Consider the following 15944-nt stretch of genomic DNA (forward strand, 5'->3'; position numbering starts at 1 on the left):
ATATAATGAGTATAACAAGGATAAGTAGGTGAAACACATGTATTCAATCATGATTGTAGAAGACGAAGAGCTGGTTCGGCAGGGACTTACTTCTCTAGTGAATTATGAACAGTTTGGGATGAAGGTCATTGACCAAGCGGAAAATGGGCGAATAGCTTGGGAAAAATTTCAAGCACAACCGGCTGATCTTCTCTTGACTGATATCAATATGCCACAGTTGAATGGCTTAGATTTGGCCCAACTAGTCCGAGAGAAAGCTCCGTCCTGCCATATCATCTTTCTAACAGGCTATGATGATTTTGAGTTTGCTCGGAAAGCCATTCGACTCGGAGCAGATGACTATCTCCTCAAGCCCTTTTCAAAAGCAGATATTGAAGAGATGCTGGGGAAAGTCAAGAATAAGCTAGACGAGGAAGGAAAGAAAGCCCAGGTTGAAACCTTGGTGGATCAGGGGCATTCGACAGAGTTGGAAGAGGCTATTCATTCCCGCTTAGCGGATTCCCAATTAACCCTTAAGGACTTGGCTCTTCAACTGGGTTTTAGTCCCTCTTATCTGAGTGTCCTAATCAAGAAAACATTGGGACTTCCTTTTCAAGAATACTTGATCCAAGAACGGATGAAGAAGGCCAAACTTTTACTCTTGACGACTGATCTCAAGATTTATGAGATTGCAGACCAGGTTGGTTTTGAAGATATGAACTATTTTTCTCAACGCTTTAAACAAGTAGTCGGTGTAACCCCAAGACAATACAAAAAAGGAGAGTATGAATGAAACGATACCCTTTGCTGATTCAGCTGATTGTCTATGTATTTGTCTTCATTCTTTTGCTCTTGGGTTTAGTCGGTAGTCTATACTATCAAACTAGCTCAGCAACCATTGGCCAACTGACGGAGCGAACAACCCGCAATAGTATCGACCAGAGTAGTCAGTTTATCACCTCCTATCTGAAAAAATTGAAGCAGACCACCTCGATCCTCAGTAAAGAAGAGACCGTTCGTCAGTTTGCTCAAGACAAGGAGGAGAGCCCAGAAGCCGTTCAAAGTCTGATGCGAACCATTATTGAGACAGACCCAGATCTGGTTTCGGCTGTCTTAGTAACTAAGGATGGACGCCTTGTTGCTACGGATTCTCAAATTAGCATGCAGACCTCATCGGATATGATGAACGAAAGCTGGTATCAGGAGGCTATCAAGAAGAGGGCCATCCCTGTCTTGACGCCAGCCCGAAAGGAATCCTTGTCTTCAGAGAAGGACAAGTGGGTGATTTCTATCACCCAGGAAGTGGTGGATGCTTCTGGTCAAAATCTAGGAGTTTTGCGCTTAGATATTGGCTATCAGAGCCTAGAAGCTTATCTGGATCATCTCCAACTGGGCAAAAAAGGCTTTAGTTTCATCATCAATCAGAAGCATGAATTTGTCTACCATCCTAAAAAGACAGTCTATTCTTCCAGTCAGGAAATGCAGGCCATGCAACCCTATATTGCTGTCAAGGATGGCTATGCCCAAAAGGGGCAGAACTTTGTCTACCAAATTGCTATACCAGAGAGTGATTGGACCTTAATTGGAGTGGCTTCTCTGGAAGGTCTACAGATGCTTCAATCGCAAATGCTCTATTCCTTTATAGGTTTAGGAGCTCTCGTCCTCATCATGTGCTGGCTGGGAATCTGGTTCATTCTGCGCTTATGGATCAAACCCCTACAAGATTTGCAGGCCGTCATTCTGAAAATAGGAGCTGGTGATTCCCACTTGCGGGCGACTACTAAGGGATCACCTGAATTGGTAGATCTTGCTCAAGCCTTCAACCGTATGTTGGATCAAATTGAAAACCTTATGCAATTGGTTAAAGAAGAGGAACAAAATGCACGACGCTATGAACTGCGAGCTCTTTCAGCCCAGATTAATCCTCATTTCCTCTATAATACCTTGGATACCATTGTCTGGATGGCTGAGTTTAATGATGGTCAGCGCGTGGTTGACCTGACTAAGTCCCTAGCCAAATATTTCCGCCTTGCTCTCAATCAAGGACAAGAACAAATTAGTCTTCAGGATGAAATAGACCATGTGCGCCAGTATCTCTTCATTCAGAAACAACGCTATGGGGATAAGTTGAATTATGAAATTTTAGAAGAGGGAAGGTTGGGAGACTATCAGCTTCCTAAACTGGTCCTACAACCCTTAGTGGAGAATGCCATCTATCATGGCATCAAGGAGATGGATCGGCCGGGCATGATACGAGTCACTTCGGAAATCAAAGAAGAACAAGTGGTCCTGACGATTTATGATAATGGACGAGGCTTTGCTTTGTCTGAGTCGACAGACCAAACTCTTCTTCGACTAGGAGGTGTTGGTTTGAAAAATGTGGATCAACGCTTGCGGCTACAGTTTGGGGCTAGCTATCATATGCAGATTGATTCTAAGGCTAATAGCTATACGAAAATCACTCTTTATTTGCCCCTCACATCACGTGATGAACATTCATAGGAGAGTGAGACAGAAATCGGTAAATCGTTAGAATTCGATTTCGTCGTCTCACCTCCGCACAGTTGAGTAGGGATGTAAAAGCTGATGAAATCAGCGTAGTAGAGCCCACTCAACCACAGCGTCTTGCTCGACAATCCAAAGATAATTGAGAGGCTAGGACTTTTGTCCCAGCCTCCTTTTTACGTTCAAAATGAAAATAGAGTCTTCTAAAAAACTTTCCTTAGGTGAGTACGGACGTCAGCGAACTTCTACGAAGTTTCATGACTTAGTTTTGAGCCTAGGGTCTCAAAACTCCCGAGTGCCTGAAACAATTAGGTTTCAGGCACTTTTCTCACAGCGGAAAGTTTTAGATCCGCTTAAATGACTCAAAAAATAGAATCCTTTTTTTGAAGAATCGCCTAGTTATTTTCTGTAAAAAATTTGTCTACATTCTAAAGTCTGCTTTTCTGATGAGATAGGAAGAAGAGGTAAATTAAATCGTCAGACTTTTTACAGAATCTCTCTTTTCCGTTGAAATTCTATCTAAAGATAGGGATTTATGATAAAATAAAGTGTTACAACTAAAGGTATGAATAAAGGAAGGCTATGCGCAAAGAAATATCCCCTGAATTATTTAATTATAATAAATATCCTGGACCGGAATTTCATCTGGTCGGCAATCAAGTGCTAGCAGAACAATTGACATTTGAGCTGGTTGAGAACCAAAATGAAGCCTTTGATGCGACGGTCTTTGGTCAGCGTTTTTCAGAGGTTTTAACCAAATTTGATTATATTGTCGGTGATTGGAGCAATGAACAGCTGCGTCTACGTGGCTTCTATAAAGATGATCGTCCGGTCACAGATGCAGAGAAAATTAGCCGCCTGGAAGATTATTTATTAGAATACTGTAGCTATGGCTGTGCTTATTTTGTCCTAGAAAATGCAGAACCCCGTAGAGCATCCTTTGACAAGAAATCTTCTCCGAAGCAACAGGAAGAGGGCAATCGATCTGCTAAGCGTGGCGGTCGTCAAAATCGCCGAAATCGTTCTAAAAATCAGCAACGAGAACGTGAACAAGAGCAAAAACAAAAGACTTCTCAACCAAAGAAAAAGAACCGTCAGCGGTCTAGAAAAAAAGATGCACAGGGTGAGCAAGAACGCCACTTTGTCATCCGTCAAAAGTAAAGAGAGAAAAGAGATAAGATGAAACCTTCAATTTATGGCCTGACTCGACAAGAACTGATCGAGTGGGCAGAAGAACATGGTGAAAAGAAATTCCGAGCAACCCAAATATGGGAATGGCTCTATCGGAAACGTGTCCAGTCATTTGAAGAAATGACCAACCTATCTAAGAGCTTGATCGAAATATTGAATGATCAGTTCGTGATCAATCCTTTGAAACAACGGATCGTGCAAGAATCAGCAGATGGGACTGTCAAATACCTCTTTGAATTGCCAGATGGCATGTTGATCGAGACAGTTTTGATGCGCCAACATTATGGCTTGTCAGTCTGTGTCACCACTCAGGTAGGGTGCAACATCGGCTGTACCTTCTGTGCATCTGGTTTGATCAAGAAACAACGCGACTTGAACAGTGGGGAAATCGTTGCCCAAATCATGCTGGTTCAAAAGTACTTTGACGAACGTGGTCAAGACGAGCGTGTCAGCCATATCGTTGTGATGGGAATTGGTGAGCCCTTTGATAACTACAAGAATGTCTTGAGCTTTGTCCGTACGGTCAATGATGACAAGGGACTGGCTATCGGTGCCCGCCACATTACCGTTTCAACTTCTGGCTTGGCTCATAAGATTCGTGATTTTGCTAATGAAGGTGTTCAGGTCAACTTGGCAGTATCACTTCATGCTCCCAACAATGACTTGCGTTCCAGCATCATGAAAATCAACCGCGCTTTCCCAATCGAGAAATTATTTGCGGCGATTGAGTACTATATCGAAACGACCAACCGTCGGGTAACCTTCGAGTACATCATGCTCAATGAAGTCAATGATGGGGTGGAGCAAGCCTTGGAATTGGCAGAACTCCTTAAAAAGATCAAGAAGCTATCTTATGTCAACTTGATTCCTTACAACCCAGTTAGTGAGCATGACCAATATAGTCGGAGCCCAAGAGAGCGCGTGATGGCCTTTTATGACACCTTGAAGAAAAACGGAGTCAACTGCGTGGTTCGTCAAGAGCATGGTACGGATATCGATGCAGCTTGTGGTCAATTGCGTTCTAATACGATGAAAAGAGACCGGGAGAAAGCCATTGTTGAACAAATTCAACCGTAACAACGGGCTGATAGAACAAGGGCAATTAACAAATAAAGGAAGACAACTGCTACTAGGTGGCAGTTTCTTCTATTTTGTTCTGCTCTGTCTCATGTGTTTTCTCCCCCAACGGCCTGAATCAGGAATGGAAACACCTGGTATCCAACATTTTGGGCGAGTAGTCGTATTGCTGATTCCCTTTAATTCCCTCATCAACCTAGGTCAAGTGACCAGTCTGGTCCAGCTGATCAAGGTGCTTGTACAAAATATAGCCAACATCTTTCTTTTATTCCCTTTGGTCTTTCAACTGCTTTGGCTCTGCCCTTGGTTAGGTACTCGGAAACGGGTCCTTTGCTTTAGTCTGGGGATGAGTTTGTGGATCGAGCTCAGTCAGATTGTCCTAGACCTCTTATTTGATTTCAATCGGGTGTTTGAGATAGATGATCTATGGACCAATACCCTGGGAGGTTACCTAGCCTATCTGTGTTTTAAATGGCTACAAGCTTCTATGAGTAAGGACAAGCCATCTTAGTTTTGTACAAAATCCGAACGATTGAAGATGATTTCAAATTTTGGGTTGACAAACGATAGGTAGGAAGCTATAATAGCTACAAGACATCAGAAAAGTAGAGATTTTTCTCACTTCCAGGGAGCTTGTGGTCATTGTGAACAAGCAGTGGTGGATCTTGAAATGGGCTGATGCGTTTATGATGATGAATTTGAAACAATAAAAATTCGGTGAGCACACCTTATCGTGCAGCCTGTTGCTAGACAGGTCAGAGATGTAGGAGAAAGAATGTCTTCCTACAATAGAGGTGGCACCGCGGTATCGAATCGTCCTCACACAGATTTTTCTGTGTGAGGTTTTTTGTATCTCAAAAGGACCCTGTGAGACTGCAGCTCAAAGGACCAGAGAGAGAAAAAGATCATAAACAGAATTGAAGATATAGAAAAGAGGACACAATCATGACAGAAACAAAAGGCTATTTCGGACAATTTGGTGGGTCTTTCGTACCAGAACCTATTCAAAACTTGCTCGATCAATTAGAGGCAACCTTTGAACAGTACAAAAATGACCCAGAATTTATCGCAGAATACAAGCATTATCTGAAAGATTATTCTGGACGGGAAACACCGCTCTACTTTGCAGAAAGTTTGACAGAGCATTTAGGTGGGGCGAAAATTTATTTGAAACGTGAAGACCTGAATCACCTAGGTTCGCATAAATTGAATAACGTCTTGGGGCAAATTCTCTTGGCTAAGCGCATGGGCAAAAACCGCGTGATTGCTGAAACAGGAGCCGGTCAACATGGTGTAGCTACAGCAGCTGCGGCAGCTAAGTTCGGCATGGCATGTGATGTCTACATGGGGGCAGAAGACGTTGAACGCCAACGTCTCAATGTCTTCCGCATGGAAATGATGGGGGCAACTGTTCATGCCGTTGAAACAGGTACGAAGACCTTGAAAGATGCCGTAGATGCTGCTTTTGGAGCATGGATGGCGGATCTGGATGCTTTTTATGTCTTGGGTTCTGCTGTTGGCCCTCACCCTTATCCAACCATTGTGCATGAATTCCAAAAAGTCATCAGTGAAGAATCAAAACGCCAAATCTTAGAAAAAGAAGGTCGTTTGCCAGACTATGTCATTGCCTGTGTCGGTGGTGGATCCAATGCCATTGGTGCCTTCTCCCAATATGTAGGCGATGAGGAAGTCAAATTGGTCGGTGTTGAAGCGGCAGGACATGGCTTGGATACAGATCAGCACGCAGCGACCATGACCAAGGGGACTGTAGGAGTTGTCGATGGAATGAAGACCTATGCTGTCTTTGGCGAAGATGGAAAAGTAGCACCAGTGTACTCGATTTCTGCCGGTTTGGATTACCCAGGGGTTGGACCAGAGCATGCCTTCTTTAAAGATTCTGGTCGTGTCGAATATGTGGCGGCGACAGATGATGAAGCAGTTCAAGCTCTTCTCCTCCTCAGTAAGACAGAAGGAATCCTCCCAGCTATTGAAAGTTCACATGCGATTGCAGAAGCTGTCAAACGTGCTCCACAATTGGATAAAGACAAGATTATCATCATCAATGTTTCTGGACGTGGAGATAAGGACGTAGCTGCGATTGCAGATTATCTGGAAGCGAAAGCTGCAAAATAAGAAATCTTATCTGCTAAAAATTGTAAAAAACAGTAAAGCATGATAACTCAGAAAAAGACAGGGAACAAAAGGAATCCGGTCTTTTTCTTTTTTAAAGAGGAAGGCCAGGAGACCAATGAGGGAAGCCCCTTGCATGACTAAGAGGACTTGGACAGCTGAGAGGGTCAAAGAAAAAGTAGCCAGTAAGAGAAAATCCCCTGCGCCAATGCCGATGGAGTAAACAGCTGATAGGACTCCTAAGAAGAGAAAGACTCCCATCAAGAGGGTAGGGCTGGTGAAAAACAGGCAAAGAGCGTGAAGTACTAGCCAGAGGAGGAGCGGATACTCCATGGAGCGCAAATCATAGATGGCCAAAACGCAACTGCCAAGAAGAAGGAGCAGATGAGGGATGGGAAGAATCCCCTGATAGCACAGCAAAAAAAGGAGGCCACTCCAGGCTTCAAAAAGGGCATACCAATAAGGAAGGGGGCTCTGGCAGTAACGGCAATGGAATCGAAAAAGACATTGCGAAAGAATAGGAATCAGGTCCAGAGGTCTTAAGGTCTGCTGACAGTAGTCGCAATGACTCCTTGGACGAATGATGGAGCTTTCTGGAAAGCGGTCAATCACAAGACCTAAAAAGGAGGCGATACAGGCGCCGACTGTAAAAAAATAGAAGTTGATCATACTTATAATATTCGTAAAAAAGATGACTAATGACGATTAGAAATGAAATAATTTTCTAACTTTTCTTATTTAAGCATTTTCTCTTGCATTTCTTAATTAGAAGGATTATAATATAACTAAATTAGAATAATTCTAAAAAAGGAGAAACTATTTATGACAACAATTAAAAAAGAAGCAGCAAAAGACGTAGCAACATTTGCAACCATCAGCGAAGTAAGCAAGAGTCTGACCGATACAAAAGCGGTTTTGAATCAAGTGGTGGCAGACCTTTATGTCGCTCATATTGCCTTGCACCAAGTACACTGGTATATGCGTGGTCGTGGCTTCCTCGTATGGCATCCAAAAATGGATGAGTACATGGAAAGCTTGGATGCGACTCTTGATGAAGTGAGTGAACGCTTGATTACCTTGGGTGGTGCCCCATATGCTAGCATGGTTGAGTTCTTGGAACACAGCAATATCCAAGAAGAAAAAGGTTCATTTGAACGCTCTATGGAAGAAAATTTGGGACGTGTCCTTTCTATCTTCCGCTATTTGGTAAGTCTTTATCAAAAAGCCTTGGATATCACAGATGCTGAAGGAGATGACGTGACCAACGATATCTTTGTTGGTGCCAAAGCTGAATTGGAAAAACATATCTGGATGATTGCCGCTGAATTAGGTCAAGCACCAGGTTTGTAATCTGAAAATAAACAAATGAGCCTTCCTTGATTGGGAGGCTCGTTTTTGTTTGGAGGAGATTTTTCCTGTAAATAAAACAGGAGCTAACTTGAAAATACTTGAAAGATTTGATAGAATAAGCACATGAAAACCCTGTACGATGTTCAACAATTTCTGAAAAAATTTGGAATCATCATTTATGTCGGAAAACGGCTTTACGACATCGAATTGATGAAGATTGAATTGAAAAGGATCTATGACGCTGGGCTGATGGAAAAGCTAGATTATCTAGAAGCAGAAGCTGTCTTACGCAGAGAACACGCACAGGAATTACGTTATTTAGAAGAGGATAAAGAAAAGTGAGTTTAGTAAATATTTTAGTATGGTTGATTGTTTTAGCAATGTTCGGCTGGATGGGTTACAATTACTTCCGTATCCGTCGTGCTGCAAAAATTGTGGACAATGTAGAGTTTGAAGAATTGATCCGCAAAGGTCAATTAGTGGACTTGCGTGATCCGAATGAATTCCACGCTAAGCATATTTTAGGGGCTCGGAACATTCCATCCAACCAATTGAAAGTGAGCCTGGGTGCCCTTCGAAAAGATAAACCTGTCTTGCTCTATGAGAACAGTCGTGGTTCCCGTGTGACCAATGCGGCCCTCTTCTTGAAAAAACAGGGTTATAAGGATATTTATATCTTGTCTTACGGTTTGGATTCATGGGATGGAAAAGTAAAAACGAACTAAGATCAAAACTCCAGAAGTATAAGCTTCTGGAGTTTTTTAGCGGGTTTCTTCTAGAAAAGAGCGAATTGCTTCACATTCGTGTGATGTGAGAGGACGATACTGGCCTTCTTTCAGTCCATCTTCTAAGGTAAAAGGTCCAAAGCGAACGCGTTTTAAGGCAGTGACTTTAACCCCAATGGCTAAAAACATCTTTTTCACCTGATGGAATTTCCCTTCAGATAGGGTGACCAGTGCTTGGCTTTCTTTGGGACTGGAGGTAAGGATTTCGAGTTTGGCTGGCTTACACCTGGTCCCGTCTAAAAAAGTGATCCCTTCTTGAAAACGATCGATATGAGCGGGTTCGAGAGGGCCGTTGACTGTTACCGCGTATTCTTTTTCGATATGGTATCGGGGATGAAGGAGTTGGAGACCTAGAGGTCCGTTGTCTGTGAGTAAGAGCAGACCGGAGGTATCCCGATCTAGCCGGTCGATAGGATAAGTATTGGGTGTTCGGTCTTCTGCTCGAAGGAGGTCAAGTACCGTAGCATGCTGGGCATTCTTGGTAGCTGTCACCAGCCCTTGGGGCTTGTGGAGAAGAAAATAATGATGGGAACAGTCGGTAAGGACCCGATTTTTCCAGCGAACTTCTTGGAGGCCTGTATCTACATTTTGGGATAATTTTGTTGCAGCAAGTCCGTCGACCAGAATCTGCCTTTTAGCCAGGCTCTGTTTGATTTCTTTGCGAGGAATTTGGTAGTGGGCCAGTAATTGATCTAGTCTCATAGAAGACAGAATAGCATGAAATGAAGAGAATCACAAGTATTCGGAAAAAGGGAGAAGAAAAGGGATTGAAGAATTGAAAGATTTTCATGAATAGAGTGGTTAGGAGTGGGAATGAGAAAGAAGATTTCCGAAAGAAAGCATGAAAACATTTACACTTGTCTGAGTTATGCCATTTGCTTAAAATTGTGGTATAATTGCTCAGTTAGAAAATAAATTTTTGAATACTGTAGAGGAAATCATGACAAAATTAAGAGAAGATATCCGTAATATCGCGATTATCGCCCACGTCGACCACGGAAAAACAACCCTTGTTGACGAATTATTGAAACAATCTGAAACACTTGATGCACGTACTGAATTAGCTGAGCGTGCAATGGACTCAAACGATATTGAAAAAGAGCGTGGAATCACAATCCTTGCTAAAAATACAGCAGTTGCCTACAACGGAACTCGTATTAATATCATGGACACGCCAGGACACGCGGACTTCGGTGGAGAAGTTGAGCGTATCATGAAAATGGTTGACGGAGTTGTTTTGGTCGTAGATGCTTACGAAGGGACTATGCCACAGACTCGTTTCGTATTGAAAAAAGCTTTGGAACAAGATCTTGTCCCAATCGTTGTCGTTAACAAAATCGACAAACCATCAGCTCGTCCAGCAGAAGTTGTAGATGAAGTCTTGGAACTCTTCATCGAGCTTGGTGCAGATGATGACCAGCTTGATTTCCCAGTCGTTTATGCGTCAGCTATCAACGGAACATCTTCCTTGTCAGATGATCCAGCAGATCAAGAAAAGACGATGGCGCCAATCTTTGATACCATTATTGACCACATCCCAGCTCCGATTGATAACTCAGATGAGCCCCTTCAATTCCAAGTGTCACTCTTGGACTATAATGACTTCGTAGGTCGTATTGGTATTGGACGTGTCTTCCGTGGGACAGTAAAAGTTGGTGACCAAGTTACCCTTTCTAAATTGGACGGTACAACCAAGAACTTCCGTGTTACAAAACTCTTCGGTTTCTTTGGTTTGGAACGTCGTGAAATCCAAGAAGCAAAAGCTGGTGATTTGATTGCCGTTTCAGGTATGGAAGATATCTTCGTTGGTGAAACGATTACTCCTACAGACGCAGTTGAGGCATTGCCAGTTCTTCACATCGATGAGCCAACTCTTCAAATGACCTTCTTGGTCAACAACTCACCATTTGCTGGTCGTGAAGGTAAGTGGGTAACTTCTCGTAAGGTTGAAGAGCGCCTTCAAGCAGAATTGCAAACAGACGTTTCTCTTCGTGTAGAACCAACTGACTCGCCAGATAAATGGACTGTTTCAGGACGTGGGGAATTGCACTTGTCAATCCTGATCGAAACTATGCGTCGTGAGGGCTATGAGCTTCAAGTATCTCGTCCAGAAGTTATCGTAAAAGAGATTGACGGTGTCAAATGTGAGCCATTTGAGCGTGTGCAAATCGACACACCAGAAGAATACCAAGGATCTGTTATCCAAAGTCTCTCTGAACGTAAGGGTGAAATGTTGGACATGATTGCAACTGGAAACGGGCAAACTCGTTTGGTCTTCCTAGTTCCTGCGCGTGGTTTGATTGGATACTCAACTGAGTTCTTGTCAATGACTCGTGGTTACGGAATCATGAACCATACTTTTGATCAATACTTGCCATTGATTCCAGGTGAAATCGGTGGACGTCACCGTGGTGCCCTCGTTTCTATCGATGCTGGTAAAGCAACAACTTACTCGATCATGTCGATTGAGGAACGCGGTACGATCTTTGTCAACCCAGGTACTGAAGTTTACGAAGGAATGATTATCGGTGAGAATTCTCGTGAAAATGACTTGACCGTAAACATCACGAAAGCTAAACAAATGACTAACGTTCGTTCAGCTACTAAGGACCAAACAGCGGTTATCAAGACTCCTCGTATCTTAACGCTTGAAGAATCACTTGAGTTCTTGAATGACGATGAATACATGGAAGTAACGCCTGAATCAATCCGTTTGCGTAAGCAAATCTTGAACAAGGCAGAGCGTGAAAAAGCAAACAAAAAGAAAAAATCAGCTGCAGCTGAATAAGAAATAAGAAAGGAGTGACAAAATGGTTTATTTAATTATAGGTATTTTGATCCTCCTTTTTTACCTTTTTGCAGCTCCAAAGAGCATTAGAGGAACTCTGAATGTAGTAACCCTGGTCGTATTGTTGGTTTCTTTGGTGATTCTCCTTTGCTTAGCAATTTTCCAAATTTTCCAATTGCCTTCAGAATTTTTTGTTGGTGCCTTCCTTGCTTTTGTAGGCTACCTGGCCCTCGTTGATATCTCGCGGTTGCCAACCAAGTCTTCTAAACGCTTGGATAAATCAGAATAAACTGGAGATTTTCTCTCCAGAAATAGAGTCGTTGTGATGTAAAATCATGGCGACTTTTTTATGAAAGAAGGGGAAGAGGTCATTTTTGTAAGGTGTTGCTTCTTTTGCTGTCTTAAGGCTTTTTAAATTGTCTAAAAAAGGGTAAAATAGAAGGTGAACAAATTGGAGTAAAAAAGCTATGAACATCATTGAAACATTTAAAAATAAAAAAGTCCTTGTTTTAGGATTGGCGAAATCCGGAGAATCTGCAGCACGTTTACTAGATCGCCTAGGAGCTATCGTAACTGTGAATGATGGAAAAGCCTTTGAAGAAAATCCTGCAGCCCAGAGTTTACTGGAAGAAGGAATCAAAGTTGTGACAGGAGGACATCCTCTGGAACTCTTGGATGAAGACTTTGCGGTGATGGTGAAGAATCCTGGAATTCCATACACGAATCCCATGGTCCAACGGGCCCTTGAAAAAGGCATCCCTGTTTTGACTGAGGTCGAATTGGCTTATCTTATTTCAGAAGCGCCGATCATCGGCATCACTGGTTCAAATGGAAAGACAACCACTACTACCATGATTGGGGAAGTGTTAACTGCTGCTGGACAAAATGGTCTCTTGTCTGGGAATATTGGTTTTCCAGCTAGTCAAGTCGCTCAAACAGCGACAGCTAAAGACACATTGGTGATGGAATTATCTTCTTTCCAATTAATGGGGATTGAAGCCTTCCATCCAGAAATCGCAGTGATCACCAATCTCATGCCGACCCACTTGGATTATCATGGATCCTTCGAAGGTTATGTAGCTGCAAAATGGGCTATACAAAAGAATATGACTGCCAAGGATTTTGTGGTGCTAAACTTTAACCAAGATCTAGCCAAAGACTTGGCTCAACAAACACAAGCTAGTGTTGTTCCATTTTCAACCCAAGAAAGAGTGGATGGGGCCTATTTGGAAGATGGTGTCCTCTACTTCCAAGGTGAAGCCGTTATGCGGGCAGATCAAATCGGAGTACCAGGTAGCCACAATGTAGAAAATGCCTTAGCTACCATTGCAGTGGCCAAACTTCGTGGTATTGACAATCAAACGATCCAAGAAACCTTATCAGCCTTTGGCGGGGTGAAGCACCGCTTGCAGTATGTGGCTGAGATTGAAGGGATAAAATTTTACAATGATAGTAAGTCTACCAACATTTTAGCAACCCAAAAAGCCTTGTCTGGATTTGATAACGCTCATGTCATCTTAATCGCTGGTGGCTTGGACCGAGGCAATGAATTTGATGAATTGGTGCCAGATATTACCGGCCTTAAAAAAATGGTCATCCTTGGAGAGTCTGCTGAACGGGTGAAACGAGCAGCGGATCAAGCGGGTGTGGCCTATCTAGATGCGACGGATGTAGCGGACGCAACGCGCAAAGCCTTTGAAATAGCTGAGCCAGGCGACATCGTCTTGCTTAGTCCAGCCAATGCTAGCTGGGATATGTATGCGAATTTTGAAGTGCGGGGCGATGAGTTCCTAAAAACAGTAGAAGAGTTGAAAAAATAGTATGAAAAAAATAGTATTTACAGGGGGAGGTACAGTCGGGCATGTCACCTTGAACCTTCTCCTCATCCCTCGCTTCATCGAGGATGGTTGGGAAGTTCATTATATTGGGGACAAGAAGGGGATTGAGCACCAAGAGATTTTGAAGTCTGGCTTGGACATTCATTTCCACTCGATTGCGACGGGTAAGTTGCGCCGTTATTTCTCTTGGCAAAACATGTTGGATGTCTTCAAGGTCTTCTGGGGGATTCTCCAATCGATTTGGATCATGCTGTGTGTACGGCCACAGGTCTTATTTTCTAAAGGAGGCTTCGTTTCGGTTCCTCCGGTAGTGGCTGCAAGACTTTGTTTTGTACCTGTATTGGTACACGAATCAGATCGTTCCATGGGCTTGGCCAATAAAATTGCTTATAAGTTTGCGACGAAAATGTTTACGACCTTTGAGCAACCGAAGAGTCTAGTGAAAGCCCAACATGTAGGAGCTGTGACCAAGGTTCATCGTGAGCAAGTTCCAACCCCAGTAGAATTGGAAGCAGTATTCGCTCAATTTGATCCACAGTTGCCAACCCTTCTCTTTGTGGGTGGCTCTGCTGGTGCACGCGTGTTCAATGAGTTTGTCACAAATAATCGAGAAGCCTTGTTGGCAAGCTACAATGTCATTAATTTGACTGGGGACTCCTCCTTAAATGAACAAGCCCCTCATCTTTATCGCGTGGATTACGTGACGGATCACTATCTTCCTTTGCTCCAGCAGGCAGACCTAGTGGTGACTCGTGGTGGTGCCAATACGATTTTTGAACTCTTGGCCATGAATAAGCTACATATCATCGTTCCTCTAGGAAAAGAAGCTAGTCGGGGAGATCAAATCGAAAACGCTCAATATTTCGTTGAGAAAGGTTATGCAGAAACCATCGCTGAATCAGAATTGAGCATGGATCGTTTGCAAAATACGATGGATAAAATGTTCCAAGGGGCAGAAAGCTATCATCAAGCGATGAAGTCTTCGAATGAGCTACTTTCTTTGGATGAATTTTACAGTCTGGTCCATCAAGAAATTAATAAAAGGAAAAAATGACGGATAAGAAGAACCAAAAAACTCCTAAGGAAGTCACTAAGCTCTCTGAGTGGCAGAGACGAAACCAGGAGTATCAAAAGAAAAAACAATTAGAAGAGCAAGAAGAAAAAGAAAAGAAAGCACAAGAAGAGAAGGAAAGACAGGAATTTCTGAATCAAAAAACTCCCTCTGAAAATCTAGATGCAGAAGAGCAAAATGCTGAGACTACAGAAGAAGAGAATGTGGCTGATGTAGCGGAGGAGGGATTACAAGAAACTCTTCCTGAAGAAGTAGAAGAAGAGGCTGAAGAAGAAAAAATCATCTACCTAGCAGAACCTTCAGAAGCTATGTTAGAAGAAGAGGAACTAGCGAAGAAGGCTAAAAAGGAAGGCCAAATTGCGAGACGTCACCTCTACAGAGCTATTCCAGTTTTGGTTATCAGTACCCTGATTGCTCTCTTTTCTGCCTATCTTTTAACGCCCCTAGCCAAGCAAAAAGTCGTCGAATTTTCAGGGAATAAAAATGCAGATCAGACCTTGTTGTTCGAAAAAAGCCAAATAAAAAATCAAGATTATACCTTGACAACTTTCTTGAATCGGGACCGTTATGTTGCTAATATGAAGGTGGCGAGTCCATGGGTCAAGGATATTTCAATGACTTATGCCTTCCCTACGACTTTCAAGGTTCAGGTTGAGGAATACCAGGTTTTTGGTTACTATGTGACTGAGGAAGACCACTATCCCATTTTAGAGAATGGAGAAGTCGTGGAGACACCGGTTGCTACGGATCAGCTTCCCAAGTCTTACCTAAGCGTTCGTTTTTCTGATCGAGAATTGGTCCGACAATTTGTCAAACAACTAGGGAAAATACCATCCTCTGTACGCGATGAAATTGAGTCGGTGGATTTGGCACCGAGCAAGGTGACCAAGGATTTGGTGACGCTCACCATGAAGGATGGCACCAAGGTTCTGGTGCCTATATCTCAGATCAAACGTAAATTGCCTTATTACAATCAGATTCGTAAGTTGATTGAAGATAACAGTGTCATTGACATGGAAGCAGGTATCTACAGTTATAATGCAGAAACCATGGCCACTTTAGCTCAGGAAAAGAAAGAAAAGGAACAAGGGGAAGGGAACAAAACGGAGGAAGCGGACGCCAACTCGACAGATTCTGATGAGAGTGCAGTCGCAACAGAGCAACACGAAGAAGTTCCCGCTGAGTAAGCCCTCATAAATTATCTGAAATAAATGAAGAAAATATGCCCA

16 protein-coding genes and 1 other annotated feature are annotated in these 15944 nt (G+C 42.9%); of the genes, 14 read left to right on the top strand and 2 right to left on the bottom strand.

Annotated elements, in window-relative coordinates:
* Window positions 1–37 precede the first annotated feature (37 nt).
* The 6 genes from D8785_RS07270 to trpB all read left to right on the top strand — a co-directional run bounded on the left by D8785_RS07270 (window position 38) and on the right by trpB (window position 6885).
* Window positions 38–772 (top strand): response regulator transcription factor, encoded by a 735-nt coding sequence (locus D8785_RS07270; protein ID WP_125374985.1) that lies wholly within the window; start codon window positions 38–40, stop codon window positions 770–772.
* Complete coding sequence (locus D8785_RS07275; RefSeq protein ID WP_125374986.1) at window positions 769–2481, top strand: cache domain-containing sensor histidine kinase; 1713 nt, start codon at window positions 769–771, stop codon at window positions 2479–2481. Before D8785_RS07270 ends, D8785_RS07275 begins: the two co-directional genes overlap by 4 nt.
* A gap of 585 nt (window positions 2482–3066) precedes the next feature.
* Entirely contained in the window at window positions 3067–3645 is a 579-nt protein-coding gene (locus D8785_RS07280; RefSeq protein ID WP_125374987.1) for a YutD family protein, read from the top strand.
* A gap of 18 nt (window positions 3646–3663) precedes the next feature.
* Window positions 3664–4752, top strand: a complete 1089-nt coding sequence (gene rlmN, locus D8785_RS07285; RefSeq protein WP_125374988.1) for a dual-specificity RNA methyltransferase RlmN — start codon at window positions 3664–3666, stop codon at window positions 4750–4752.
* Window positions 4733–5263: a VanZ family protein gene (locus D8785_RS07290; RefSeq protein ID WP_125374989.1), complete on the top strand. Its 531-nt coding sequence runs from the start codon at window positions 4733–4735 to the stop codon at window positions 5261–5263. The genes rlmN and D8785_RS07290 overlap by 20 nt, the downstream gene beginning before the upstream one ends.
* 72 nt (window positions 5264–5335) lie before the next feature.
* Window positions 5336–5576 (top strand) — a binding site (T-box leader).
* 121 nt (window positions 5577–5697) lie between these two features.
* A complete protein-coding gene (gene trpB / locus D8785_RS07295) occupies window positions 5698–6885 on the top strand; it encodes a tryptophan synthase subunit beta (RefSeq protein WP_125374990.1) in 1188 nt (395 codons plus the stop codon).
* A 6-nt stretch (window positions 6886–6891) separates the two neighbouring features.
* On the opposite strand, the gene D8785_RS07300 is transcribed toward trpB, so the two are convergent.
* Entirely contained in the window at window positions 6892–7551 is a 660-nt protein-coding gene (locus D8785_RS07300; protein ID WP_125374991.1) for a prepilin peptidase, read from the bottom strand.
* A gap of 153 nt (window positions 7552–7704) precedes the next feature.
* On the opposite strand from D8785_RS07300, the gene D8785_RS07305 reads away from it, so the two are divergent.
* The 3 genes from D8785_RS07305 to D8785_RS07315 all read left to right on the top strand — a co-directional run bounded on the left by D8785_RS07305 (window position 7705) and on the right by D8785_RS07315 (window position 8957).
* The gene (locus D8785_RS07305; protein ID WP_006596795.1) at window positions 7705–8232 is read left to right on the top strand and encodes a Dps family protein; all 528 of its coding nucleotides are present in this window, start codon (window positions 7705–7707) and stop codon (window positions 8230–8232) included.
* A gap of 123 nt (window positions 8233–8355) precedes the next feature.
* Window positions 8356–8574 carry a YqgQ family protein gene (locus D8785_RS07310; RefSeq protein WP_023022447.1) on the top strand — a complete coding sequence of 73 codons (219 nt, stop codon included), beginning with the start codon at window positions 8356–8358 and terminating at the stop codon, window positions 8572–8574.
* Between the two features lie 38 nt (window positions 8575–8612).
* The gene (locus D8785_RS07315) at window positions 8613–8957 is read left to right on the top strand and encodes a rhodanese-like domain-containing protein (protein ID WP_125375085.1); all 345 of its coding nucleotides are present in this window, start codon (window positions 8613–8615) and stop codon (window positions 8955–8957) included.
* Between the two features lie 36 nt (window positions 8958–8993).
* Here the strand turns inward: D8785_RS07315 and D8785_RS07320 are convergent, their stop codons facing one another.
* Window positions 8994–9719 (bottom strand): pseudouridine synthase, encoded by a 726-nt coding sequence (locus D8785_RS07320; protein WP_125374992.1) that lies wholly within the window; start codon window positions 9717–9719, stop codon window positions 8994–8996.
* Window positions 9720–9957: 238 nt separating this feature from the next.
* On the opposite strand from D8785_RS07320, the gene typA reads away from it, so the two are divergent.
* The 5 genes from typA to D8785_RS07345 all read left to right on the top strand — a co-directional run bounded on the left by typA (window position 9958) and on the right by D8785_RS07345 (window position 15902).
* Window positions 9958–11805 carry a translational GTPase TypA gene (gene typA / locus D8785_RS07325; RefSeq protein ID WP_125374993.1) on the top strand — a complete coding sequence of 616 codons (1848 nt, stop codon included), beginning with the start codon at window positions 9958–9960 and terminating at the stop codon, window positions 11803–11805.
* 22 nt (window positions 11806–11827) lie between these two features.
* Complete coding sequence (locus tag D8785_RS07330; RefSeq protein ID WP_023026447.1) at window positions 11828–12094, top strand: DUF3165 family protein; 267 nt, start codon at window positions 11828–11830, stop codon at window positions 12092–12094.
* Window positions 12095–12272: 178 nt separating this feature from the next.
* The gene (murD, locus tag D8785_RS07335) at window positions 12273–13625 is read left to right on the top strand and encodes a UDP-N-acetylmuramoyl-L-alanine--D-glutamate ligase (RefSeq protein WP_125374994.1); all 1353 of its coding nucleotides are present in this window, start codon (window positions 12273–12275) and stop codon (window positions 13623–13625) included.
* 1 nt (window position 13626) lies between these two features.
* Entirely contained in the window at window positions 13627–14697 is a 1071-nt protein-coding gene (locus D8785_RS07340) for a UDP-N-acetylglucosamine--N-acetylmuramyl-(pentapeptide) pyrophosphoryl-undecaprenol N-acetylglucosamine transferase (RefSeq protein WP_125374995.1), read from the top strand.
* Complete coding sequence (locus tag D8785_RS07345) at window positions 14694–15902, top strand: cell division protein FtsQ/DivIB (protein WP_125374996.1); 1209 nt, start codon at window positions 14694–14696, stop codon at window positions 15900–15902. The genes D8785_RS07340 and D8785_RS07345 overlap by 4 nt, the downstream gene beginning before the upstream one ends.
* Window positions 15903–15944: the final 42 nt, after the last annotated feature.

Origin of the sequence: Streptococcus australis (genome assembly GCF_003943615.1) — a bacterium.
GTDB classification, from domain to species: domain Bacteria; phylum Bacillota; class Bacilli; order Lactobacillales; family Streptococcaceae; genus Streptococcus; species Streptococcus australis_C.